The sequence below is a fragment of the Shewanella sp. DNRA4 genome (assembly GCF_012843185.1).
GTDB classification, from domain to species: Bacteria; Pseudomonadota; Gammaproteobacteria; order Enterobacterales; family Shewanellaceae; genus Shewanella; species Shewanella xiamenensis.
The window spans coordinates 22324-48163 of the sequence record NZ_JABAIP010000010.1 but is presented as its reverse complement, the minus strand read 5'-3'; the positions used below and the strand labels follow the sequence as shown (position 1 = coordinate 48163).

Annotated in this window: 17 protein-coding genes; 13 read left to right on the top strand and 4 right to left on the bottom strand. The window is 47.7% G+C overall.

Annotation, left to right across the window (positions count from 1 at the left end; translation table 11 throughout):
* Positions 1 to 81: 81 nt before the first annotated feature.
* Together msrQ and msrP are read right to left on the bottom strand one after the other, a co-directional pair.
* Entirely contained in the window at positions 82 to 729 is a 648-nt protein-coding gene (gene msrQ / locus HG547_RS12040; protein WP_126513171.1) for a protein-methionine-sulfoxide reductase heme-binding subunit MsrQ, read from the bottom strand.
* Between the two features lie 105 nt (positions 730 to 834).
* Positions 835 to 1869, bottom strand: coding sequence for a protein-methionine-sulfoxide reductase catalytic subunit MsrP (gene msrP, locus HG547_RS12035; protein ID WP_169547962.1), 1035 nt, complete (start codon positions 1867 to 1869; stop codon positions 835 to 837).
* 273 nt (positions 1870 to 2142) lie between these two features.
* Here msrP and rmuC point away from each other — a divergent pair, with 273 nt between their 5' ends.
* The 3 genes from rmuC to HG547_RS12020 all read left to right on the top strand — a co-directional run bounded on the left by rmuC (position 2143) and on the right by HG547_RS12020 (position 6645).
* The gene (rmuC, locus tag HG547_RS12030) at positions 2143 to 3756 is read left to right on the top strand and encodes a DNA recombination protein RmuC (protein WP_037417844.1); all 1614 of its coding nucleotides are present in this window, start codon (positions 2143 to 2145) and stop codon (positions 3754 to 3756) included.
* A gap of 68 nt (positions 3757 to 3824) precedes the next feature.
* The gene (locus HG547_RS12025; RefSeq protein ID WP_047539644.1) at positions 3825 to 5750 is read left to right on the top strand and encodes a transglycosylase SLT domain-containing protein; all 1926 of its coding nucleotides are present in this window, start codon (positions 3825 to 3827) and stop codon (positions 5748 to 5750) included.
* A 193-nt stretch (positions 5751 to 5943) separates the two neighbouring features.
* Entirely contained in the window at positions 5944 to 6645 is a 702-nt protein-coding gene (locus HG547_RS12020; RefSeq protein WP_169547961.1) for an EAL domain-containing protein, read from the top strand.
* Positions 6646 to 7335: 690 nt separating this feature from the next.
* On the opposite strand, the gene HG547_RS12015 is transcribed toward HG547_RS12020, so the two are convergent.
* The gene (locus HG547_RS12015; RefSeq protein ID WP_169547960.1) at positions 7336 to 8295 is read right to left on the bottom strand and encodes an integron integrase; all 960 of its coding nucleotides are present in this window, start codon (positions 8293 to 8295) and stop codon (positions 7336 to 7338) included.
* Between the two features lie 310 nt (positions 8296 to 8605).
* On the opposite strand from HG547_RS12015, the gene HG547_RS12010 reads away from it, so the two are divergent.
* From HG547_RS12010 to HG547_RS11995, 4 genes are all read left to right on the top strand, one after another.
* Positions 8606 to 8935: an SMI1/KNR4 family protein gene (locus HG547_RS12010; RefSeq protein WP_169547959.1), complete on the top strand. Its 330-nt coding sequence runs from the start codon at positions 8606 to 8608 to the stop codon at positions 8933 to 8935.
* 178 nt (positions 8936 to 9113) lie between these two features.
* Complete coding sequence (locus tag HG547_RS12005; protein WP_169547958.1) at positions 9114 to 10091, top strand: transposase; 978 nt, start codon at positions 9114 to 9116, stop codon at positions 10089 to 10091.
* A 259-nt stretch (positions 10092 to 10350) separates the two neighbouring features.
* Complete coding sequence (locus HG547_RS12000; RefSeq protein ID WP_169547957.1) at positions 10351 to 10686, top strand: hypothetical protein; 336 nt, start codon at positions 10351 to 10353, stop codon at positions 10684 to 10686.
* Positions 10687 to 10709: 23 nt separating this feature from the next.
* On the top strand, positions 10710 to 10964 hold the full coding sequence (locus HG547_RS11995; RefSeq protein WP_169547956.1) for a hypothetical protein: 255 nt from the start codon (positions 10710 to 10712) through the stop codon (positions 10962 to 10964).
* Positions 10965 to 11410: 446 nt separating this feature from the next.
* On the opposite strand, the gene HG547_RS20930 is transcribed toward HG547_RS11995, so the two are convergent.
* On the bottom strand, positions 11411 to 11542 hold the full coding sequence (locus HG547_RS20930; RefSeq protein WP_269430391.1) for a hypothetical protein: 132 nt from the start codon (positions 11540 to 11542) through the stop codon (positions 11411 to 11413).
* A gap of 146 nt (positions 11543 to 11688) precedes the next feature.
* Here HG547_RS20930 and HG547_RS11990 point away from each other — a divergent pair, with 146 nt between their 5' ends.
* The 6 genes from HG547_RS11990 to recD all read left to right on the top strand — a co-directional run bounded on the left by HG547_RS11990 (position 11689) and on the right by recD (position 25800).
* Entirely contained in the window at positions 11689 to 12600 is a 912-nt protein-coding gene (locus tag HG547_RS11990) for an AAA family ATPase (RefSeq protein ID WP_047539638.1), read from the top strand.
* A 98-nt stretch (positions 12601 to 12698) separates the two neighbouring features.
* Positions 12699 to 13739, top strand: coding sequence for a DUF58 domain-containing protein (locus HG547_RS11985; RefSeq protein WP_211164631.1), 1041 nt, complete (start codon positions 12699 to 12701; stop codon positions 13737 to 13739).
* A gap of 11 nt (positions 13740 to 13750) precedes the next feature.
* A complete protein-coding gene (locus HG547_RS11980; protein WP_211164636.1) occupies positions 13751 to 15934 on the top strand; it encodes a DUF3488 and transglutaminase-like domain-containing protein in 2184 nt (727 codons plus the stop codon).
* Positions 15935 to 16043: 109 nt separating this feature from the next.
* Entirely contained in the window at positions 16044 to 19823 is a 3780-nt protein-coding gene (gene recC, locus HG547_RS11975; RefSeq protein WP_169547954.1) for an exodeoxyribonuclease V subunit gamma, read from the top strand.
* Positions 19823 to 23623 (top strand): exodeoxyribonuclease V subunit beta, encoded by a 3801-nt coding sequence (gene recB / locus HG547_RS11970; RefSeq protein WP_169547953.1) that lies wholly within the window; start codon positions 19823 to 19825, stop codon positions 23621 to 23623. The genes recC and recB overlap by 1 nt, the downstream gene beginning before the upstream one ends.
* 44 nt (positions 23624 to 23667) lie before the next feature.
* Complete coding sequence (recD, locus tag HG547_RS11965) at positions 23668 to 25800, top strand: exodeoxyribonuclease V subunit alpha (protein ID WP_169548035.1); 2133 nt, start codon at positions 23668 to 23670, stop codon at positions 25798 to 25800.
* Positions 25801 to 25840 lie beyond the last annotated feature (40 nt).

Below are 25840 nucleotides of genomic sequence, written 5' to 3'. Positions count from 1 at the left end.
CAACGTCTGATATAAAAACGGCGCTTGCGGTGTATGCAAACGCCGTTTTCTTTGCTCGTTGATAAATGCCAACACTACAGATTATCGCTTGCCCTCGGCGGCCATCGCGATACGGCTGCTGCGCTTCTTCTGCCAAATGGGTAAACGCCATGCGAGCAACAAACCAAAACCGAGGATATACAGACTCGGTTCGATGATTTCGGATTTGACCGACCAATAAAAATGGATCGGTGCTAGTATCGCCACGACATACACTCCATTGTGCAGCGTTTGCCAACGGCGGCCCATTTTTCGCATTAAGACCTTAAATGAGGTAATCGCTAAGGCGCTCACAATCACATAAGCCACAGCACCAACTAAAATATAAGGCCGTTTCGCCACCTCGCTGAAGAATAACTCCCAGGCAAACAGCAGATCTAAACTGAAAAACGCCACAATATGCAGAGTGGCATAGGCAAACACATACAGGCCGACAAGCCTGCGAGTCTGCATTAACCAACCTAACTTAAATCTCTTGGCAATAGGTGAAATCAGTAGTGTTGCCAGTAGCGCATTGAGTGCGCCAATTCCAGTAAAGTGGATAATATGCTGCACAGGGTCGCCGCCCGCACGCCCCGACAGCACAGTAAAAACCAACCAAGTAATCGGGATAAGCCCAATCAAATGAAAGACTAACTTTACCCAGAGCAGCTGTTTTGGCGTGACTCTTAACGCCGTGATGTTGAACATAAGACTCCTACTCTTTTCCCCTTTAATGGCGCTAACCATTATCTCGCTAGACAGATATTGCAACAGGCGCAATCGATTGCGCCTAGAATACGGTCGCCGAATGGGTTAATAAAACTGCCTCAAATCCATGCCGTCATATAAAGAGGCCACAAACTCGCCATAGCCATTAAAAGGCAATGTATCGATGCGCTGCGCCGAGAATAACCCACCTTCACCGATGCGCCGCTCACTCGCCTGTGACCACCGGGGATGATCGACAGCTGGGTTCACATTGGCATAAAACCCGTACTCATGGGGTGCGAGTTGATTCCAGCTGGTGGGTGGCTGCTTGTCCATCACCCGAATACGCACAATGGATTTAATGCTCTTAAAACCATATTTCCACGGCACCACTAACCGAATTGGCGCGCCATTTTGCGGCGGCAGGGTTTTACCATACAGCCCGACGGACATCAGCGTCAGTTCATTCATCGCCTCGGTAATGGTTAAGCCTTCCACATAGGGATAATGAATGCCACCGCCCATTAAACGGCTTTTTTGTCCTGGCATTTGCTCGGGATCGAAGGCGGTCTCAAAAGCGACATATTTTCCCTTGCTGGTTACGCCCACTTTTTTCAATAACGCCGCAAGAGGAAACCCTACCCAAGGGATCACCATCGACCAAGCTTCAACACAGCGCAGTCGATAAGTACGCTCTTCAAGCGGAAACAGCTTGGTTAGATCCTGGTAATCAAGTGTCATGGGGCGCTCAACTTCCCCTTCAATACGCAATTGCCAAGGGTCGACTTTATACTGCTGCGCATTATCAGACGGGTCTTGTTTGCTGGTACCAAACTCATAAAAGTTATTATGAGTTGTGACCTTATCAAATGGTGTAAGCTCCTCACCCTGACCAAAGCGCGCATTGGCCTCAAAAGTCAGTGGCGTGGTGATAAAGCTGGTTTTGGGCTGATCACCAAACAGATCGAATAATCCAGCCTGCACATAACCTGGGATACTGGCACCAATCGCACCTAACCCCATGGCTTTCACTATGTGGCGGCGTGCCTTAAAGACCGACTCAGGAGTAACTTGATTGTCTTGTATATGCCAGCGTGCTTTTTTCAAAATACCCGGTGTAAAACGTGATTGATTAGCCAATGGACACCTCTGCAGAAATAAAATGTTATGTACCGGCTTTTGCTAACGCTAAGCTCTCACCCATAAAGCTCAGGTAAATTAACCTGTGTTGATAAGCTTAGGGATATAGACACAGAAAACCGCAAAAAAATTTCATCCCTCACACTATATCAACCTAAGCGACTAAGTCTTGCTCATTTGAGTCATCAGCTAAACAGATTGTTTATTAAAGCACTTGAAGCCTTTCTAGGGGCATGCGACCCTAGGCGCCATCGCAAAAGGAGTGCTAGTAAGATGCCATTTTCTCAATCTTTTTCCCTCGCCCAGATCATCGGCCTAATCGCCGTGGCCTTTTTAGGACTGTTAATCGGTGCCCTACTCAATCAACGTCTCACCCGTTCTCGCTGGCAACAGTTTAAGGACGAGTTAGAACAAGAAATGCGCCAAGTGAACGAAGATGCAGAGCTTTCCCTCGCGCAGCAGCAAATCTTAGTGGATGATAAAGATAGCCAACTCCGTCAATGCCAGCAGCGCCTAGAGCAAAAAATCGAACATCTAGGCAAAGCCGAGGCCTTAGCCGAGCGAGTGCCGAGTTTAGAGCAGCAATTAAACGATAGTCATCGCCGTCAACTCGAATTACAACTGGCGTTGTCTAAATCCAATGCCCTACAACAAACCATTCAGGCCAAAGCGGATGCCCAGCAAGAATCACTGCGGGAAAAGATCGCCACCCTTGAAAGTGCCGAAGTACGTCTGCAAACCCAATTTGAAAATCTCGCCAACCGTATTTTCGAAGAGCGCAGCGAAAACTTTAAACACCAAAACGCCAATCAATTAGAAGGCGTACTTGGGCCGTTAAAGCAACAGTTAGAAGGTTTTAGGCAGCAAATCCGCGAATCCTATAACCATGAGCAATCCGAGCGTAGTGCACTCAAACATCAATTAGAGCACTTGCGTGAGCTCAACTTAAAAATGAGCCAAGATGCCATTAACCTGACAAAAGCCCTAAAAGGCGATAATAAGCAGCAAGGCAACTGGGGCGAAGTGATTTTAGACCGCGTGCTGCAAGAAAGCGGCCTGCGCGAAGGCCACGAGTACCATACCCAACAGGATCTCAAAGACGACAGCGGCAAACGCTTTAAGCCCGATGTCATCGTGCATTTGCCTGAAAATAAAGACGTGGTGATCGATGCTAAAATGTCGCTTGTCAGCTACGAGCGTTATTTTAATAGTGAAGATCCGCTGGTGCGTGAGCAAGCCATCAATGAGCACGTTTTATCGATCCGAAATCATATTAAGGGATTGAGTCAAAAGGATTATCAGCGTTTACACGGGCTTAAAAGCTTAGATTATGTGCTGATGTTTATCCCCATCGAGCCCGCGTTTTTGCTGGCTTTAGAGCATGACCCAAGCCTTGTTAACTTTGCCCTTGAGCAAAATATTATGCTGGTCAGCCCAACCAACCTCTTGGTTGCCCTGCGTACCATCAATAATATCTGGCGTTACGAGTATCAAAACCAACACGCCCAAACCATTGCCAAACAAGCAGGCCGGATCTACGACAAACTCTGCGGCTACCTCGACGATATGGAAAAACTTGGCCGCGCTTTAGATAACGCCGAGAAAACCTATCACAGTGCCATGAATAAATTATCCTCTGGCAAAGGCAATTTGGTACGTCAAGCGCATTTAATGCAGCAACTGGGTGTTGATACCAGCAAACAACTCGATAAGATGTTACTTGAGAAGGCGCTCAATGAAGCCTTAGACGACAGTGATATTGATGAAACCAGCGAGTTCGAAAACGATAGCTCAGCTAAAACAACTGAACACCAAACCAGGGTAACAAAAATTGAGGATGCCACCGCACTCGAACAACTCAACACCCAAACGCAGCAAAACGCCTAAATCACTATTAATCCTGAATCGATAGGGAAAAATCGATTGTAACCTTGATGCCCGGAGGCAAGTTCTGCATGTGCAACCCATTCACAAAGATGGTGTTATCCAGCGCAATTATTATCGCAGGTGCATTTAATGCCTCTGCGGCTTTTGCTTTAACGTCGACCCAAAAGACTTTTCTTGAGGCTGAAAAAGCCTTGAAGAAACAAGACTATGCAACCTATAAGCCCCTGCGTGCTAAGTTAGGTGAATATCCGCTGGCGATCTACTTAGACCATGATATCGATATAGGTCGGCTCAATGATTTACGCGGTAATGACGCTAAGTTTTTGATAGATAAATATCAAACAACACCAATGTACCAAAGACTGCGTTCGAAATATTTATTGAATGCTGGTAGCCAAAAGCGCTGGAACGATTTTCTGACGCTGGCTCAAGATGCGCCAACCGATGTCAGGCTACAGTGTTATTTTTATGAGGCAAAACTTGCCAAAGGTGAAACCCAAACCGCCTATACCGCCGCGCAGTCGCTATGGGTCTATGGTGATTCCCGTCCGAAAGAATGTGATCCTCTGTTCAATGCTTGGACCAAAGCTGGCAAGCGCACTCAAGAGGTGATTTGGGCACGGATGTTAGTGAGCTTCGATGAAGGCCAAACCAGTCTTTTGAGCTTTCTATCGCAAAAAATTACGGTCCATAGCGCCGAAGCAAAACGCTTAGTCGCCGTTTTTAAAGATCCCAATAGCCTGCGCCATACTGAAAAATTTAAAGACAAAAATCCTATTGTTGGCGATATCGTTGCTGCTGGGTTAAAACGCCTTGCCCGTAAAGATCTCGACCAAGCCATCGATTTATATACTCGGTATCAAAAAGCCAAACGTTTTAGTCCCGCGCAAGATCTACAGCTGCAAAAGTATCTGGTGCGCCGTGTATTGATTGAGCAGGATGATAATTTTAAAGACTGGGCCGATAATCTGCTGCCAGAGATGAAAAGCGACGATATGTTCGAACGTCGTTTACGTTGGGCGATTCGCGAGCAGGACAGCACCCATATTGCCCGCTACTTAGATTTATTATCACCTGAAGCTCAAGCCAAAGAGCGCTGGCAATATTGGCTGTATCGCACCAATGCCAAACACGCCCCAGAAAGCGCCACCAAAGCCCTAGCGGCCGTTAGCAATGAGCGCGGCTTTTATGGTTTTGCCGCCTCACAATTATTGAATAAGCCCGTATCGCTAAATCAAAGTCCTGAGCCAGTTATCAATGGGAACAGTCCAAAACTCGAAGATGATTTGGGTTTTGTGCGCGTACAGGAGCTGATGGCGCTCGATCGTTATTTCGATGCCCGCTATGAATGGGTGGCACTGCTCAAACGCAGCAATAATGACATGCGTGCTCGTTATGGCCGTTATGCCCATGATCAAGGCTGGTATGACTTTGGCGTCGAAGCCAGTATTCAAGGCAAACTTTGGGACGACATCCCTCTACGGTTCCCAATGGCGCATCAATCAGGCTTCGAACATGCGAGCAAAAAGCACAAAGTTAATATCGATGAAATCCGCGCCATTAGCCGACGCGAAAGTGCGTTTTTCCTCTATGCAACGTCTGGCGTTGGTGCCCGCGGTTTAATGCAGATTATGCCCGCGACCGCCAAGGCCACAGCAAAAAAACACGGTGCTAAATACAACGATCCAAAGGATCTCTACAGTGCCGAACTTAACTTAAACTTAGGCAGCGCCTATTACGCCCAATTATTGAAGGAGTTCAATCAAAACCGCGTATTAGCCACAGCCGCTTATAACGCAGGCCCATCAAGGGTTCGCCGCTGGTTATCGGAATCAAATGGTCAACTCGATGCGATGAGTTTTATCGAGTCTATTCCCTTCACCGAAACCCGTGAATATGTACAAGCCGTGTTAAGTTATCGCTTGATTTACGAAGCGCAAAAACAACAGCCACAGCCTTTATTTAACGAGGCTGAGCTGAAATTCCATTACTAAGGACAAGACTAAATGTAATAAAGGTGGCAAAGGCCACCTTTATCGCATTCACTAACATAATACCGTTTCAAATTCATACCGTTAAGCTATGTATATAAAATCAGCAAACGCACATCACTCAGGCAAACTTATTTGCACTTAGCACTATTAAATGCGAATAATTAGCAATTAGTCATTATCCATGCGTTGTTACATGCTCAAGCTCAGCGGTTTATCCTTAAGTTGCGAATACCAACCCTTCGTTTGCCCTCACACTAAACACATTCATGGTTATGAAGCACTCGCCCGTTTCTACCTTGAGCAAGGTCAAGCCATCGCTCCTAATCTGGTATTTGAGCAGTTACACGAAAACAGCGATGCACTTGCTTCAATCGAGTTTCAGGCCAAAGCCTTTCAGCTTAAACACGCCCCCGCTGAACAAAGCTTGTTTGTGAATGTCGATCCCCATGCAGCTAACGGCGTGCATACCCAAAAGTTACTCGACCTATTCTCCAGTCACCCGCAAGTCACAGTAGAGATTATTGAGAATACCTGCATTAATGACGCCGAGCTTGCCAATCAACTGTTTCATCAATTTAAAGCAGCCAATATTAACGTGGCACTTGATGATATCGGTGCGCCCCACTCCATGCTGTCGGTCGATTTAATGATGAATGTGGATTACCTGAAGTTTGATCGTCACTGGCTAAATTTAGTTGCCGAACCTCACGGTATCGCACTACTCAGTGCATTGATTGAATTTGGCAAACGCACTGGCAAACAATGCATCCTCGAAGGCATAGAAACCGAAGCCCAGCTCCAGCTAGCCCGCGAGCTGAATGTCGATCTAGTACAGGGATTTTTATTTAAACCTTGGTTTATCCGCCCAGAGCAAAGCGAAAAGTTAATTTGTTAGGAAGAATAAAGTGTTATACAAAAATGGCAGAGTGCGTATTGGTTTGCCGCCATTAATAATGTTAAGGGTTCTTCGAATTTTATAGTCACATAGTGCAGATATTGATTGTCATTGTTTTTCCAGCAACGCAGCCAAAGCTGAATCGAATATGGCATTAATACATTGCCACTACTTCCCCAGTGACACGCCGCCTATTTAACAAGAAGTATCCCTATAGACTCGACGGCGGTATCTGCAACACATGGAAGTGTAAATGCCACGTTCACATGGCCAATGATGTTCCCAACATCATAGTGGCATTTCCCATATCCCTATGGAGCAGATGTGAAAGATCGCCCCCAACGGTCACTGTTGCAACAGTGGCAATCTTAACGACCATTGAACTGTTCATCAGACTAAAAGCTTTTTTGCCCCAAAGCGAGATAAGTTTGTCGTCAGGTGTGTAGGATGAATTGTCATTGTTTCCCCAGTGACACGCCGTGAATATGTCCCTATAGGCTCGACGGCGACATCCATGTCGCCAACGGTCACTGTTGCAACAATAGCAATTTTGACGACCATTGCACTGTTCATTTGGCAAAAAAGCTAATGCCCCATTCCTCGTTAGCAAAGTAGTATCTAGCTCACTTTAACATCAGTATGTTGACTCAATTTTAGTAATGCTACAGAGTTACAAAAGGACTCTGACATTTATAATGTGTCTAACGGGCTAGTTGTTCCCGCAAAATGTTGGCCAAGTACATGTGTATAGATTTGTGTGGTACTAACGTCATTGTGGCCCAGTAACTCTTGAACACTTCTTATATCACGACCAGCTTGAAGTAAATGGGTTGCGAAGCTATGCCTAAACGTATGGCAGGTGACGCGTTTATTCATTTGAATATTACGCACGGCATTCCCGAGCGCTTTACGAATAACACTTTGATGTAAATGATGCCTGCAAAGTGTTCCTGTATAAGGATTGATACAGGTTGTGCTGGAAGGGAAAATAAACATCCACCCGTGTTGCCTAAACGCATTTGGATACTTACGTTCTAATGCATTTGGCAGAGATGGACCTATCCCTTGCTGGTTATGATTCTGTTGAATTTTAATAGCCTTTTCAATATATGTAGTGAGCTTTTCTGCGCATCTATGGCTGAGGATGGTTTGCCTATCTTTATGTCCTTTACCGTCTCTAACGGTCAGCGAAGCTCTCACAATATCAATATCTTGGATACGTAACCTGAGGCATTCTGAAACTCTTAGTCCACTACCATAGAGTAGTTCTATTATTAGCCTATCGCGGCCATCAAGTTCATTTAGTATTAGTGAGATTTCTGATGGGGATAACACTGTCGGTAAATGTCTCTGTTTAGTGGCGTAGCAAAAACCTAAATCCCCAAGCTCATGGTGCAAATGCTTCTGATACAAATAGGCTAATGCGTTAAGTGCAATTTTTTGTGTGTTGATGGCCACATTTCGTTGATTGGCAAGGAAGGTTAAAAATTGTGTAACTTCTTCCGTTCCCATTGTTTTGGGGTGACGCTTGTCGTGAAAGTTAATGAATGCCTTGATCCAATACAAATACGTTTTTTCCGTTCTAATACTGTAACCACGCATACGCATTTCTTCTTGAAGACCGCTTAGAAATGGGCTTTTTATACTCATGATGACCCTCACCACCAAATACTGTTATTTTATACAGTATTATTTGAAATTCTCGGATATCAAGGAAAAAAGTGAAAAAAATTTGCGCGTTTGTACGTGTGCTAATTCATATAATTAATTTATATCAATATGTTATGTATTTGCGATTTGAGATAATAGGTTTGGAAAACGCGCATGCGCGTTTTTCCAGATAGTATATTTGAAGAGAAGCTGATAAGTTATTTGCAATACAAGTAGTTAACTGTGCGCGTTTTTACTGGTCAAACGAGGTAAACGCGCATGCGCACTAATAAAATGTTAGGGCTAAGATGTGAATCGAGCATTTGGTAATATATTCAAAAGCGAAACTGGCGTTGAATACGGCGTAATCCGAAAAGCCAAGGAGCCATTTCCTGAAGTCTTATCCACTTCGAATGTCCTTGCCGAAGACGATTGCGGCAACTATTTCGTTCTGCGTAATGAGGCTGTGTGCTTCTGGGAGCACGAAACAGGAGAGAACGAGTTTCTTTCTAAGTCAGTAGATGATTTTGTTTCTAGGTGTTCCGCTCCAAAAGAAGTTGAACTAGAGCCTAGCCAAATAGAGTCGGCTTGGATAGATCCCGAGTTTGCGAAGCAAATCGGCATCAAGAGCAAGCCCTAACAAGCGCATGTTTCGGACACATTTCCGCTGCGCTCCAATTTGCCGCAAATGCGAGCGTTAAACCCATAGAATTTTTAATCCGAAACTCAAAAATTACCGAAACTGGACACCCAACCTCAATAGCGCAGTAGTTAACCTCCGACTATGCTTTGGTTAAGCATTGAACAAGGAGGTTTGTATGCCGCGCCCTCGCAGAACTCAGATAAGTCTTGAAGACACGCCCTATTACCATTGCTGTAGCCGCGTGGTGCGGCAGGCATTTTTATGTGGTGATGATACCTATTCGGGTAAAAACTACGACCATCGCCGCGCTTGGGTAGAATCGCTACTATTTGAACTTGCAGCGGTTTTTGCAATTGATGTAGCTGCTTATGCGGTGATGTCGAATCATCTGCATGTGGTGCTGCGAGTTGATATTGAGACGGCAAATCGTTGGACTGACCGCGAAGTGCTTGAGCAGTGGCATAAGTTGTTTAAAGGCGATGAATTAACGCAAAAATTCGTTAAAGGTGAGTTAGTTGAAGCGCATGAGGTGAGCAGATTAAAGCATTTAATCGCCCTTTATCGCAGTCGTTTGTGTGATATCTCATGGTTTATGCGCTGCCTCAACGAACCGATTGCAAGACAAGCAAATCAAGAAGATAACTGTACAGGCAGGTTCTGGGAAGGGCGGTTTAAATCGCAAGCCCTACTCGATGAAGCTGCGGTATTAGCCTGTATGGCCTATGTTGATTTGAATCCGATTAGAGCGCAACTTGCTGATACACCAGAACAATCCGACCATACCAGTATCCAACTACGTATTCGGGCCGCATTAAAAGGTGAGCAGCCGAGCAATCTCCTGCCTTTTATTGGTAATGAGTGCGACAACCAACCCAATGGCATTGCGTTTTCATTAAAAGATTACCTTCAGTTGGTGGATGATAGGGGCCGAATTATTCGCAATGATAAACGTGGATGCATCAGTGAAAGTAGCGCCAAGATACTGAACAGATTAAATATCCCCCATGACAATTGGCTCAAGCTGACCACCGAATTTGGCAAGTTATTTCATGGCCCTGTAGGCACATTGCAAGAGCTGACCGATTACTGCGAACACTTAGAAAAGCGACGACGGCACTTTGCGTCAAGCTGTCAGCACTTTAACAGTAACTGACAACGGTTTATATCACTTCAAAAGCCTACATCCAGAACATATCCCAAGTACTATGGGCCAATTTACCTCGTCTGAAATACCCATTTTTGAAGGAATTCGCGCAATTTATTTTCTTATATGCAGTCCCTACGACGTTGATGACTCCCACTCAAGTCATTTTAGCTCGTACAAGTTGTAGGCAAACCTAAAGTGCATTATGTTATTGATTTAAAATGGGTGGCTAGATTTATTCTATGTAGAAACCCTGGCAGGAGCACGGTTGGGTGGGGCGAAGGGGTTAGCGAACCCAAGCACGATAAGATTTACACAGAGTAGCGTCAGTGCTTCGTTTAAGGATGGGCGATTACTTCAAGAAACCATTGATGCGTTGCGTTCTGGTAAACTCTCGCCGAATGATCTTCCTCCAATTAGAACATTTTTGCAGGATGGTTTTACCTTTACGCTTGATAACAGACGATTATTTGCGGCCAGCCAAGCTGGTGTAGGTGTTAAAACGGTCCCTGCAACGACGGAAGAGGTTGCTAAAGAATCTTGGAAATTTACAACACCAAACCGTGGAACATATGTATGTGTAAAGGGTGGCTGTGTTGAGTAACTGTTATGCATTAGGAAATCAATATGGAATTACATGAAAAAATTAATACTGTGGGATCAAAAGAAGATTTTGCAGATTTTATTTCTGCTTTAAGAACTGACTTGCTTGCTCATCCTGATACATGGGAAAATCCAACTCTTGAAAGCTTTCTAGAGGCAATGGAAAGCTGGGTTGGGTCAATGGAATCTTACTACAAGAATACAGGTCAAGAATGCCCAGAAATACCTGGGTGGAAGGTTTTTGCTGATATTTTGTATGCTGCAAAAATTTATGAGTAAAGAAGTAGTATAAAAGAGACAGGACAGGCTTAACTCTTTTTATCAATCAGCCCCATTTCCTTGGGGCTTTTTCTTGCCTGAAACTGGGCAATTTAACCAGCAGCCTGGGCAGCCGTTGCCGGTAGAAGTGATCACTGTTTGCCAGCAGGGCGGGCAGTTTGTTGCAGCGCCACTAGCCAGCAGGACTGGCACAATTGATCGCTTCTGCTGTCCATGAGTTATCACTTCTACTGCTTTGAGCTGCTCAGCCTGCTGCGAGTTTTGGAGATCACTCGCTTAAGTTCATGCAAGAAAATGGATAGCTTGTTTATCGGGTTTAATACTAACGTTCAATAATCGCCTTACAAATATTAATCCGAAACCAATGAATTAGAGTAAAAAATCTAGCAAGGTTTTGTCCCAAAACGTGTTGTTTATTTCTTTAAAATTTACAGGCGACGCAGATGCTAAATAGGTGAGTCGTGGCGATTAGCGAGACGACCGTCCGCCCCACGGACGGGGCGGTCGAGCATCCACGGATGGACTCGCTGCGCGTCGTTGAGCAAATGCCATAGCTCACCTATATATCTATGCTTCAAAGCTCCAAGCAGTAAGGCCTACATAAGGTTACTTAGCAACGACTCACTAAGCCGATTGATTTCACAGTAAAAGCGACTGGCTAAGCGCGGCATATTCCGCCATAGTGGTAGAGCGAATGACCTCATCCATGCACAAGGAGTCTCACGTGGCACATTCTGGTTTAAGCCAACTATTACAACAACTTGAACAGGTATTATTGGGCAAGCCACGGCAAATTCGCTTAGCCCTCGCCTGTATTCTCGCCCGTGGCCACCTATTAATTGAAGATTTACCCGGTATGGGCAAAACCAGCTTGTCCCATGCCCTCGCCCAGAGCCTCGGCCTTAGTTATCAACGCATTCAATTTACCAGTGATATGCTGCCCGCCGATATTCTCGGGGTATCGATTTTTGATAAACACCAAGCGCAATTTGTGTTTCATCCAGGTCCGATTTTTAAGCAGATGGTGCTGGCCGATGAGATTAACCGCGCCAGTCCTAAGACGCAAAGCGCCTTGCTCGAGGCCATGGCCGAGCAGCAAATTTCTGTCGATGGTATAACCCACAGATTGCCCAATCCATTTTTTGTGATTGCTACGCAAAACCCTACTGAGCAATCAGGCACCTTCCCACTGCCCGAATCCCAACTCGACCGCTTTATGATGCGGATATCCATTGGTTATCCGAGCCACGATGCCGAGCTTGCGATGCTCAAAACAGTGCAAACGCCGCAAACCCTGGATAATCTGCCCCAATGTTTAACCCCTTTGGCGTTAACCCAATTGCAGGAGCAATGCGATAAGGTCACTGCATCCGATGCGCTGCTTAATTATATTTTGGCCTTAATCCATGATTCTCGCAGCCAAACGGACGCCATTGGCCTGTCGCCACGGGCAACCAAAGCCCTGTTACAAGCAGCCAAGGCTTGGGCATTTTTAGAAGGTAGACACTATTTAGTGCCCGAAGATGTACAGGCGGTGTTTTGCAGCGTCGCCGAACATCGACTGCGCACCAGCAGTCAATTACAGGGAGAAGCGCTCTCGGAGCGGATCCTCGCAGGTGTGAATCCAATCATGTAACGGCTCAATCAGCCATTAAATGTGAATATTGATAAGAAGATGAGGACAGTGTGAAACGCGTGTTTTCTGCTTTTTGGCAGCGCTGGTTGGAAAGGCGCATGCCGCCCAGTTCTGAGTTCACCTTAAGCCATCGCAGTATCTTTATTCTGCCCAGTGGCTTTGGGTTTGTTTGGCTGGGGCTGGTATTGCTACTGTACTTGTTTGGTACTAACTATCAGAACAATCTCGTGATTGGCCTGAGTATTTTGCTGCTCAGCTTATTCAATACCTGCATTCTCTATAGTTACAAAAACTTGGCTGGACTGCGACTACGGGCACTCACACCGCCGGAGGTGTATGCGGGCGAGACGATCACTTTTCCTATTTTGCTTAACTCAAACCACAGCAGCCATCATATCAGCCTAAATTATCCGAATAATTTAGGTTATTTAGTCAAACACGTTGGTACGCAGGACGAGCAAGCGCTAGTGTCGTTTGCAAATCAACAGCGTGGAATAGTCTCCGCTGGACGGCTAAAGATTGAATCCACCTACCCTTTAGGACTCTGCCGTGCTTGGTCGCATATCGACCTTGATAACGCCCATATTGTCTATGCCCAGCCGCTTGAAAGCCCCTTACAACTTGAAGCCGCAACGGAATCCGGACAGGACGAACCGCTTGAGCGGGCAGGCAAATATATTGCTGGCATTGATGAATATAAAGGCCTTAAACCCCATGTGCTCGGTGAGTCATTAAAGCAAGTGGCATGGAAACAATGGGCCCAAGGGCGTGGCATGTTAACCAAGGAGTTTGAACAGCCTCAAGGTGATCCGGTCTGGTTAAAATTAGCCCCTGCTCCTACTCACCTCGAACAGCAGCTCAGCCAATTAAGCTGGCAGGTGAACCGCTTAAGTCAGCTTGAGCAATATTTTGGCCTTTGGCTGCAACAGCCTAATGGGGAAGATATTATTCTGGCGCCCGCCCTCGGTAACTCGCACCGAATCGCCTGCCAACGGGCACTGGCGCTTTATGGAACACATACACAAACGCAAGATACAAGCGATAAATTATCTGTTAATCATGGATTTAGTCATAAGCCACATATTCCTCCCCACAGGCATAGCACTCAAACAGCATCACATGTTGAGGATCGCCTATGAGCCTCAAATCAATGACCAATGCAATCGCCACTGAAAGTGCAGACCAACAACATCTTAATTCATCCAAGGCGAGTGCAGCTCAGCTAAATGCCTATCGCGCTAATGGACCTCAAACTGGGGATAATATCAGTCGTCAAACCCTGTTTTGGCTACTGCTCACCAATTTAGCAGTGCTCAGCCCGTTATTTGATAAAACCACCCCTTGGACACTTGGGATCTGCGCCATTTGCTTGCTGTGGCGCATTGGTATCTATGTCGGCAAAGTCGCTAAACCTCCCCGTTATCTTGTCACAAGCCTTGCTGTTGGCGCGGCAATCACGTTGGCACTGGTCTCGGGCACAATTGGGCTATTAAACGCTTTAGTCAACCTGCTCATTTTAGGTTATGCATTAAAATACATTGAGATGCGAAGTGTTAGGGATGTAAGAGCCGTCGTGATTGTCGGCTATTTTTTAATTGCCCTCACCTTTATTGACCACCAATCCATGCTCAATACCGTGCACCTTATTGGCGTCACGATTATCAATACCTGCGTACTGGTCACCCTCTACCAAAACCAATATCGCTGGCAACACACGGCATGGATTGGCGCTAAGTTATTGCTGCAAAGTTTGCCCTTAGCGTTATTACTTTTTTTGGTGCTGCCCCGTTTTGCACCGCTTTGGCTTGTGCCCAATATGAAGGAAGCCCAAACCGGGCTCTCGGACTCCCTTGCAGTGGGCGATATCAGTAAACTCACTCGCTCATCGGCCTTGGCATTTAGGGTGAGTTTTACCGATGCCAGCCCCACGCAAGCCGAACTCTACTGGCGCGCCCTAGTGCTGGAAGATTATGACGGCTTAACATGGCGCCAAGATGCGGGTATCAAACAAATTCAAAAGGATGCGTTTTTCTTTCCGCCCTCAAGGCCAGATCCTGCGCGGCAGTTGCCCTCGTTAACGCCAAAAACACAAAACAGTACCAGCAATAGCCAACCAAGGGTTTACCGTTACCAAGTGATTGCCGAACCCAGTCATCAACCTTGGCTATTTGGCCTTGATGTGGCCTACAGCCAAGATAATAAGCTGGTGAATTTGCTCGACTATCGGCTCTATGCGCTGCGTAATGTCGATCAACGAATGGGCTACAATGCCAGTTCGTGGCCACAGGCGAAAATGGATCTCACCTTAAGTGCCAAACAGCGACAAATAAACCTCAATCTGCCAGCGGACAGCAATCCCCGAGCGCGCCAACTCGCCGCTGAATTTAAGGCTAAATATCCAGAACCCCATAAGCGACTTTGGGCTATGATGGGCTATTTTAATCAACAGCCGTTCTTCTATACCCTCACGCCCCCACCGATTGGCCGCCAGCAAGTCGATGACTTTCTGTTTGAAAACAAAGCTGGCTTTTGCGCCCATTATGCCTCTGCCTTTATTTTTATGGCGCGCGCCAGCGGCATACCAGCACGGATGGTGACAGGCTATCAAGGAGGCGAATACAACCCACAGGCCAATTACCTCAGCGTGTATCAATACATGGCCCACGCCTGGGCCGAGGTGTGGCTCGAGAATGAAGGCTGGGTGCGTTTTGATCCGACCGCCATGGTGGCACCTAATCGGATTGAACAAGGCTTTGATGCCGAGTTTTCCCCTGAGCAAAGTTACCTGCAAGAAAGCCCTTTTAGCAGTTTACGATTTAAATCTATGCCTTGGCTCAACGAGTTGAGGCAACGCTTTGCTAGCGTTGATTATTACTGGAGTTTGTGGGTGCTCGGTTTTAATCAAGAACGACAAAACAAAGTGCTAAGCGGTATTTTAGGAGAAGTCACTAAGGCCAAAGTTGCGATGTTTATGAGTGTGTGTATTGGGCTTATTGGCCTCTATATCGCCTACAGCGTAGGGCTATTTCGCTTTAAAAGGGAACAAGATCCCATCAGCGCTAAGTACCAACGCATTTGCCAGCGACTCAGTAAATTTGGCATCGCCCGCCCAGCCCACTTAGGCCCGAACGCCTTTGCAGCGCAGCTTATTGACACGCACCAGCAGCAATCCCCTCAGTTTTGTCGTGAGTTTGACACGTTCACCCAAAGCTACGTCGCACTGAAATACCAAAACCTGGCGGATAACGACTATCAAGTGGCGCTAAAGCGCTTTAATGCCGCGGCCAAAGCCCTCAACTGGCTGCTATTTGGCCCAAGTAAACAGTTAAAATAGATAGGATAGACCGCGGGCGGACAAGATTGTTGAATCTTATAAATCAAACACATAGAATTGCCAAGCCACTTTGCTACGCATAACAGCAATCCCAAATCGTGAGTCGAATATGCTGAAGTTAATCCAATCCAACCAAATGGAAGTGCTCTGTGCCCATCTCGCTGCGTATTTGCGCCAACCACTACCCGGCGCGGCGTTATTGCAAAGCGAGCATATTTTGGTGCAAAGCCCTGGGATGTCGACTTGGTTACGCCTTGAAATTGCAAAACAAAATGGCATTGCCGCCGCACTTGAGTTCCCTTTACCCTCCAGTTTTATTTGGCAACTGTGCCACGATTTACTGCCCAATGTCCCCAAGGAAAATGCCTTTACTAAAGCGGCAATGACCTGGAAATTAATGCAACTACTGCCTCGCCTACTTGAGGAGGAATCCTTTGGGCCGCTGCGGCATTATTTAGGTCATATGGAGTCAAGCAGCCCCGACTCGAGCACAACAAATAATCAACTTGAAGCGTCAAACTCAATCGCCGCCGATAATATTAAGCTTTATCAGCTCTGCGGCCGTATCGCCGATATCTTCGACCAATATTTAGTTTACCGCCCCGACTGGATTGCCGCATGGGAAGCCAATGAACCACTCGATGCACTCAAATTAAATGAGGAACAACGCTGGCAACCTATTCTTTGGCGGGCGCTGATTGCCTTAAACCGTGATGAGCTGCGTCAAAGCCATTACCACAGGGCCAATTTACATCAGGATTTAATTGCCGCGCTGGCTGATAGCAACCATTCCATTGCCAAATTGCCTGAGCGTTTATTTGTGTTTGGTATTTCGTCTATGGCCCCACAAACCATAGACGTGCTCCACCAGCTCGCGGGCCGAATTGATGTGATCATCCTTAACCTCAGCCCCTGCCAACATTATTGGGGCGATATTATCGATCCTCGGCATCGAGCGCGAATGGCGCTGCAATATGCTGGCAAACGCCAATTGGCCGAGCAATGGGAGGATAAACTCGAGGTCGGCAATCCGCTGCTTGCCAACAATGGCAAAATGGGCCGCGAATTACTCGATATGCTGCTCGAACTCCCGCCCGAACACTGCGATTTTGGCGATGATGTGTACTGCGAGCCCTGCAGCGATCCTAACGATCCGGATAGCAACGCCAGCATGCTGGCTGGGGTGCAATACGATATCTTAGAAATGCAAACCCTCGACCGCGTACTCGGGCCTGATGCCGCGCTATATCAAGACGTTGCCAATCGAAGAGTGTTAAAAAACAGCGACCATTCGATTCAAATCAAGAGCTGCCACAGCCCGCTGCGCGAAGTCGAAACCTTGCACGATCATTTACTCGACCTGCTGGATCGCGACAACCAACTCACGCCCAAAGATATTGTGGTAATGATGCCAGATGTCGCCGCCTACGCGCCTTATATCGATGCGGTGTTTGCCGCCAAACAGGGGCTCGAATATATCCCCTACGCCATTGCCGACCGCGGTGCGGCGCAGGAATCGCCACTCATTAACAGCTTTTTGAATTTACTCAATATTAATCAGAGTCGCTTCGGACTGACCGATATTTTAAGCATTTTAGAAGTGCCAGCGATTTTACGGCGTTTTCAACTCGAAGAAGACGAGCTACCACTGATCCGCCGTTGGTTAGATGAGGCCGGTGTGCGTTGGGGGCGCGATGAGCAAAGCCGTGTTAAACAGGGTGTGCCCGCTTTTGAGCAAAACTCCTGGGCCTTTGGCATCAAACGGTTAATCTTGGGCTATGCCTTAAGGGACGATGCACCCTTGTATCAAGCAAGCCCACAGGCGCCGAGCTATTTAGTGGTGTCAGGGGTAGAAGGCCAATCGGCGCAGGCCCTTGGCAAACTGTTGAACTTTATTGAAGTCCTCGATGAAACCACGCTGCAATTAGCCCAGCCTCAAGCGCCTTGCCAGCGTTTATTTGAACTGACTGAACTGTTAAATGCTTTTTACGCCCCCGATGAGGATGAGCGTGAACAGTTACAGGAAATCCGCGACGCCATTGCTACCTTAGAGCAAGAGTTACTGGCCGCCAGCCCTGCTGACAGCTATACATCGGCATACGACTTAACCCCCAACTTCCTAGACCAAAGCGGCTTACACTCAAACGCCTTGAACTTAAGCATCGAAGTACTCGCACAATGGTTTAATCAACGCTTAACCGAGTCACGGGTTGGCCAGCGTTATCTGGCGGGTAGCGTAAACTTTTGTACCTTAATGCCGATGCGCTCGATTCCATTTAAGGTGGTGTGCCTGCTCGGCATGAATGATGGCATATATCCGCGCATGCAACATCCTGTAGGCTTTGATCTGATGGCACATTTTGGTGCACGCAAAGGCGATCGCTCCCGCAGATTAGACGATAGGTACTTGTTTTTAGAAGCACTACTCTCGGCACGGGAGCAGCTTTACATCAGCTATATTGGCCGCAGTGAGCGGGATAACTCGGAGCGCATTCCCTCTATGCTAGTCTCCGAGCTGATTGAGTATTGCCAGCTGTGTTATGTGCCAGAATCGCTTACAGCAGAAACTCCAGCCGTGGGTAATGAAGCCGCCCAACAGGCATTGCTTGAGACCATCATAAGCCACCAGCCGCTACAACCTTTTGATCCTAAACTGTATCAGTCAACAGAGGCGCAAGCGCAGGCGATAAAACAAAGTTACAGCCAGCAATGGTGTCCACCTGACATCAGCACGCAATCACTCCAGCGTCGTTTTATTGATGCCAACACGCTGATCGTGCTCGAAGATGACACGATTGGGGATAGTGATATTCAACAAGATATTGAGCCACTAAGCGAAGAAGACCATGTCGATATCTCCGCTTTTATCCGATTCTTTCGTAATCCTGCGCAATATTTCTTTAACCGCACACTAAAGGTTGATTTAAACCTGAATATTCAAGCGGATGATAATGATGAGCCTTTTAGCCTCAATGCGCTTGAACGTTATCTGTTACAGGCAAGGTTGCTGGATGATGCGCTTGAACAAGGCGCTGAACAAGGACAGGCGCAGCCCAGTAGCGAACTATTACAACGCTTAAAAGCCAGTGGTAATTTACCCATGCAGCCCTTTGATGATCTGCTGCTGCGCCAATATAGCCATGATATCGCGCCGCTTGTCGGCAGAACCTTATTTATGCGTGGCGATGTCCCCCCGCGCCATGCGGATATTCGGCTCGCCTTTGAGTTACCACTATCTCACGGTGCTGCAACGACTAAGGTGTCGGTAAAGCGCGTGATCCTCGAAGGTCGCATTGATGATATCAGTCCAAAAGGCTTGGTCAGTTGTCGCCCCGGCAGTGCCCATGGGCGGGATATTTTAGCGCTGTATCTGCGCCATTTATGTTTAATGGCCGCAGGACTAACTCAGCCTAGCGATCATCTACAACCTAGCTATCTACTCGATATGGGGCATTTTCACGCCCTCTCGCCGATTGCGCCAAAGCAGGCCCATGATCAACTGGCTCACTTGTTACAACATTTTTATCAGGGACAGTTGCATCCGCTGTGTTTTATGCCCAAAACCTCCCTTGCCTACGCCAGTGCAGAGATCAAAGAGGATAAAACCAGTCAACTTGATGGCCAGTACGATAGTCAACACAGTGTGCGGCTCGAGGCGGCGCAAAGCGAATGGCTGGACGAACAAGGTGAGCTTGGCGAAGGCACCGATCCCCATTACCAGCGGCTATTTCGGTTTCCGCAGGATTTTACCGAAGCAAATTTTGGCAAACTGGCCGACGAGATCTATCGACCCATGCTGAGCTTGTACCATAAAGACACCCTCGCCCAACTTGAGGAGTTTGTGCTCAATGCAGAACCACAAGCCGTCACATCAGAGGGAGCGCAGTAATGAGTGAACTATCAAATAATATGATCCTTCCTACTACATCACAGGCGCTGCCGTTAGATCCGCTCACCCTGCCATTTGGTGGTAGCCGATTGATAGAGGCCAGTGCGGGCACAGGTAAAACCTATACGATTTCGGGCTTGTATCTGCGACTACTGCTTGGGGATGGATTAAGCGAACCACTGAGTTGCGAACAAATTCTGGTAGTAACCTTCACCAATGCCGCCACCGAGGAGCTGCGGGACAGAATTCGCCGCCGTATACAAGTGGCTTTTAAGTGTTTCTTAGGGCTCGAAATTAACGATCCCTTTGTACAGGCGTTGTACGATAAGACCCCTGAAGCCGAGCGCGCAATCGCCCTAAGACGCTTCGACTTGGCGCTCAAATCCCTCGACGAAGCGGCGATTTTTACCATTCACGGTTTTTGCCAACGGATCTTAGCCGATCTCGCCTTCGAATCCTCTTTACTGTTCGAGTCAGATTTTACCTTAGACGACAGCGAGTTTTTGCACCATGCGGTGCGGGACTTTTGGCGTGAAGCCTGCTATCCGCTGCCGGAATATTTAGCCCAGATTATTGCCAGCGAATTTGGCGATCCCGATGGCTTAGTCAAGCAGCTTCGGGCCTTGCTCGGCGCCAGTGAGGCTAAACCGCTTCAACCCGTACAGCCCTTTGCTCGTTTGGCTGAGTCCTTAAGCCAGAGTGTGCAACGCTTTAAACTCGCTTGGCCGCGTGGCCGCGACGCGCTGTTAGAGTTACTTCATAGCCTGCCGCTTAATGGCCAGCGCTTTGGTAAGGCGAGCGACAATTACCCCAAATTGGCGGAAATGTTCGACCAACTGGATAACTTTATCGCCTTTAGTCATGGCTTACCGCCGCTAAAAGTGCTTGAGGCCTTGTCACTCTCAGAGCTTAAGCTGAATAAGGGCGGTGTACTCCCAAGTGCCAGTGAAGCACCACTGCTTGACCATATGGAGCAATTAGCCACGCTAATTAACGCCATTAAACCCGCGTTTTTATTCAGTGCTAAGCAAGGGATCAGCGAGCGGTTTGCTAAGCAAAAACAGCTTAAAAATGTGCTGACACCGGATGATTTGCTGACCACCTTAGCCGCAGCGATGCAGGCCAATCCTGATACGTTGCCAAAAGCGGTGGCAAGTCGCTTCCCTGTGGCCTTAATCGATGAATTCCAAGATACCGATCCTTTGCAATTTGCAATTTTCTCGGGGATTTATCAAACCCGTTTGGGGATTGAAGCGCAAAATTCGACGGCTGTCGAACCCAAGGCTCGCACGGATAGCAAATTAAGCCTGCTGATGATTGGTGACCCTAAACAGGCAATTTATGCCTTTCGCGGCGCCGATATTTACACCTATATCGAGGCGCGCAGGCAAACCCAGGCGCACTATTTTCTCGACACTAACTATCGTTCCAGTCGTAATCTGGTGGCGGGAGTGAATCACCTATTTGCCCAGCATCCCAATCCTTTTATTAGTCAATCGATTCCCTTTGACAGGGTAAAAACACCCGCCAGTGCGGCGGCAAAACAGTTAGTCGAATGTACAGCCAATAGTGCCGCACTGCGGTTAAAACTGTTACGCGAGGGCGAAACGGGGCTGAATAAAGCCAGCGCCAGACAAACCTTGGCCGAAGATACCGCCGCCGAGATTACCCGTTTACTCACCGAGGCCGCCAATGGCCAATGCCATACGCCAAAAGGGCCGTTAATTGCCAAAGATATTGCCATTTTAGTGCGGGATAGAAACGAAGCCGCAGTCATGAAAACGGCGCTCAGTAAACGCCAGATTGGCGCGGTCTTTTTAAGCCGCGATAGTGTGTTTGATACCGTTGAAGCGCGAGAAATGGCGCTCATTCTGCGCGCATTAGCCAACCCCAAGGATGAGCGCGCCCTGCGCAGCGCTCTCGCCACCGCGCTACTTGGCTATAGTGCCGAGCAAATTCATGCCTTTAACCAAGATGAAGAGCAGCGCCAAATGCTGCTCGAACAGTTTTTTACGCTACATCAGATCTGGCAAAAACGCGGCATTATGCCAGCGCTGCTGAGCTTAGCCAACACCACCCACATGGTGGCACGCCTACTGCAAACACCCAGCGTTAAAGCCACTGCCGACCAAGATAGCGAAGAGCCCGATGAGGCGAGTAATGGCGAGAGGCGACTAACAGATTTTCGCCACTTAGCCGAGCTGTTGCAGCAAAAGGCCACTGAGATTGATGGCATCAGTGCCCTACTCAATTGGTATGAGCAACAACTTATTGATAATACAGGGACAGATGAGCAGCAGCTTCGCCTTGAGAGTGAGCAAAATCTGGTGCAAATCGTGACTATCCATAAAAGTAAGGGACTGGAATACCCAGTGTGTTTTATCCCCTTTGTTAGCCTTGCGCGGGATAATCGCCGCCGCCCGACACCCATGCTCTATCACAGAACCGATGCGGGTGGGGCACAGGAGCTGGTATGGGATATTGAAGGCACAGACGAAGGCTGGGAGCAAGCAAAGCAAGAAACCTTAGCCGAAGATCTTCGCCTACTTTATGTGGCGCTCACCCGCCCCGTGTACCTGTGTTATTTGTACATCGCTAACCATAGCCGAATGTTAAAAGCCGGGATCAAAAGCCAACTGCATGAAACCGCTATCGGTTACCTTTTAGGCATTACCGATGCCGACTGTGATTTTGCTCGTCTGCACAATGCGGCGCAGGCGCTACTTAATGGTGTTGAGTCGAATGCGCAAGCGATCAGCGTTGAGTGTGTTGCTGATAGCATTGCTGATAACAAGCTGCACACGGGTGAAACACAATCCCACACCTCAAATGCCCGTAACGTCACCCGTCAGTATCGCACCCCATGGCGAGTAGGCAGTTATTCAGGTTTAGTCAAAAATGCACCCCACGCCAAAGCCAGTCCGGGCGCCGATGATGAAGTTAGCGCGGTATTTGGCGCAGAACCCGCCCATAGCCTAAGTGAATCCTCATGGCAAGATAGCGCTGATGTGCCGCAGCTACCGCTACTCAATCGCTTTAGCTTTGAGCGCGGCGCCAACGCGGGGAGTTTTATGCACTTAGTGCTTGAGTTAATTGATTTTACCCAAGCTCAAACCGACTTACCGCGAGAGCTACCTAAGGCTATGTTGCAATACGGTATTGCCCCCGAATGGCAAAGTGTATTAGAGGATTGGTACCTTGAGGTCTTACAGGCACCGCTGGCATTGATGGCGCAGGATAATCAGCTCATCAATCCCGAGCTGTGTTTAGCCGCGCTCGCGCCGCAACACACCTTAGTGGAGATGGAGTTTTACCTGCCTTTAAATCGATTAAGAGATGCAGAGCTTAATCAACTCCTCGGGCAATTTGGTTACGATACCGCGCTGCATTTTGATGAATTACAGGGCATGCTCAAGGGCTTTATCGACTTAACCTTTGAATATCAAGGTAAGTTTTATATCGCCGACTATAAATCAAACCATTTAGGCGACACGATTCAGGCTTACCATTATGGAGCGCTTAAGCAGGCGATTAGCGATCATAGGTACGATTTGCAATATATTCTCTACTCCCTCGCCCTGCATCGTTATTTGGCGATGCGACTGCCAAACTATAACTACGATATCCATATCGGCGGCTGTTATTACTTGTTTTTACGGGGAATGTCGGTTCAGTATCCCGGCTTTGGGGTTTACTACGATAAGCCACCTAAGGCGCTCATTCTCGCCTTAGATGCGCTGTTTAACCGCAGCCAAGATGAAAGCCATATGAGTCAACAACATACCGGAGCGATGGCATGAACCACAGCACCGAAATGAATAGCAACGATACAAACAGCGCAGAAATGAATAACGCCACTGCCCTTGCCACCAATTGGTACAATGCAGGCGCACTCAGACTTAAAGCACCACTAGCTGAGTTGCTCAAATATTGGGAAAAAGAGCGGCTTATCACTGCTCTCGATCGTCATTTTGCCCTCGAGATGGCACGTCTTCACCCCAATGACGCCCAAGAGCCACTGTTTATGCTGCTGTGCGCCCTGCTGAGTCAGCAACTGTCGGCCCAACATACTTGTCTAGTGCTCGAATATATAGTGCCAACCAATCCAATGGCGGAGCCGGTAAACCGCTGTCAAATCCGTTTAAGCCTTACTGAACTGATTGACGCACTGCAACACTTTGACGCCATTGGTGCACCAAATAGCAATAAACCACTGATTTTTGAAGATGGTAGACTCTACCTTGAGCGTTATCATCATTTTGAAACCCAAGTCGCCAGCGCCTTAACAAGGTTATCAGCGACGGCGCTTTCGTTAACGCCCTCGCAGTCTTTAGCATCGGATAATCAGTCACTTTTGCCGCTACGCAGGCAACTGGATTGCTTATTTCCAAGCGCAGCCCACACCGATGAAGTAAACATCGATTGGCAAAAGGTCGCCACCGCTACTGCACTCGGTAGAAAGCTGGCGGTGATAACTGGTGGCCCCGGCACAGGTAAAACCACCACGGTCACTAAATTGCTGTTGTTACAACAATTAGGGTTACCAAAGCAGATAAGACTTGTCGCCCCGACGGGCAAAGCGGCCGCCCGTTTAAGTGAATCAATCAAGGCCTCTAAAGCGAGACTCGAGCAGGAACTTAAGCAGGCTCAAGCGACAAACGAACTGGCGCAAAACCACGAAACCCAAGCCCTGTTAGCCGCGCTAAAGCAAGTACCGGAAGAGGCATCAACCTTACATCGCCTGCTGGGTGTCATCCCCAACTCAGCGCATTTTCGCCATCATCAAGGTAACCCATTACGGCTCGATCTTTTGATTGTGGATGAAGCCTCCATGGTCGATTTACCTATGATGTACAAGCTGCTTAGCGCATTGCCGGAACACGCAGGCTTAATATTGCTAGGGGATCAGGACCAACTCGCTTCAGTTGAGGCAGGCGCCGTACTTGCCGATATTTGCGCCGGACTTAAGCAAGCCTCGATGCAACATACCGAATGGAAAATGCGTTATAGCCAAGCACAGGCCGAACAATTAACCGCACTCACGGGCTTTAATTTAACCCCCTTTATCCACGCAGAACCTAAAATTGGCGATAGCCTGTGTATGTTAACCCACAGCCATCGATTTAAAGGCGATGCGGGGATTGGCTTGCTGGCCAGCGCAGTCAATCGTGCCGATCTCGCGGGCATTTTAGCGGTATGGCAAAGAGGGCTGGCCGAATTAACCTGGCTAGAACACAGCGTAGATCACAGCCAAACTCAAGCAAAAATCAGTGAACCTAGCAGTAATACCGGACTTAAAGCGCTACTTGCACAGGCCTGTGAGCAATACGGTGACTATTTGCGCCTATTACAACCAACGCACGCCACCACAATACACACGAGTGAGCCATTTTGCCCGCCAAGCGCCATGGAGGCGATTGCCAAATTTAATCAATATCGCATTTTGTGCGCCATGCGAACCGGCGATTATGGTGTCGAAGGGATTAATCTTGCGGTGACGAAGGCGTTAGCACAGGCCAAACTTATTCAGCCGCAGCAGGAATTTTACCTCGGGCGCCCGATTATCATCCAAAGCAACGACTATAACTTAGGTCTGTTTAACGGCGATATTGGTTTGATTTTGCAGGATGAAGAGAGAGCTGACCGACTGATGGCCCACTTTATCAAAGCCGATGGCAAACTGCTTAAAGTGCTACCCGCAAGGCTACCTAGCCACGAAACCTGTTACGCCATGACGGTACATAAAAGTCAGGGCAGTGAATTTAATCGAGTCGCCCTAGTGCTCCCGCCAAATCCTAGTCTCGTTCAGTGGCAATTGCTCACCAAAGAGCTGATTTACACTGCTATTACCCGTGCAAAACAACACTTTAGCTGTTTAGGTACACAGCAAGTCTTCGAGCGTGCTAGCTTGCAAGCTACCCAGCGCGCCTCAGGTTTAGCGGATAGACTCTGGCGCGATAAGTCGATAATCAATTAACATTTAACAAATTGATTAATAAATAAAAATAGCAAAAAAA

Excerpts from the sequence above, each read along its gene's own strand:
- msrQ (WP_126513171.1), bottom strand. The coding sequence starts at position 729 with ATGTTCAACATCACGGCGTTAAGAGTCACGCCAAAACAGCTGCTCTGG.
- rmuC (WP_037417844.1), top strand. The coding sequence starts at position 2,143 with ATGCCATTTTCTCAATCTTTTTCCCTCGCCCAGATCATCGGCCTAATC.
- HG547_RS12025 (WP_047539644.1), top strand. The coding sequence starts at position 3,825 with ATGTGCAACCCATTCACAAAGATGGTGTTATCCAGCGCAATTATTATC.
- HG547_RS12020 (WP_169547961.1), top strand. The coding sequence starts at position 5,944 with ATGCTCAAGCTCAGCGGTTTATCCTTAAGTTGCGAATACCAACCCTTC.
- HG547_RS12015 (WP_169547960.1), bottom strand. The coding sequence starts at position 8,295 with ATGAGTATAAAAAGCCCATTTCTAAGCGGTCTTCAAGAAGAAATGCGT.
- HG547_RS12005 (WP_169547958.1), top strand. The coding sequence starts at position 9,114 with ATGCCGCGCCCTCGCAGAACTCAGATAAGTCTTGAAGACACGCCCTAT.
- HG547_RS11995 (WP_169547956.1), top strand. The coding sequence starts at position 10,710 with ATGGAATTACATGAAAAAATTAATACTGTGGGATCAAAAGAAGATTTT.
- HG547_RS11985 (WP_211164631.1), top strand. The coding sequence starts at position 12,699 with ATGCCGCCCAGTTCTGAGTTCACCTTAAGCCATCGCAGTATCTTTATT.
- HG547_RS11980 (WP_211164636.1), top strand. The coding sequence starts at position 13,751 with ATGACCAATGCAATCGCCACTGAAAGTGCAGACCAACAACATCTTAAT.
- recC (WP_169547954.1), top strand. The coding sequence starts at position 16,044 with ATGCTGAAGTTAATCCAATCCAACCAAATGGAAGTGCTCTGTGCCCAT.
- recB (WP_169547953.1), top strand. The coding sequence starts at position 19,823 with ATGAGTGAACTATCAAATAATATGATCCTTCCTACTACATCACAGGCG.
- recD (WP_169548035.1), top strand. The coding sequence starts at position 23,668 with ATGAATAACGCCACTGCCCTTGCCACCAATTGGTACAATGCAGGCGCA.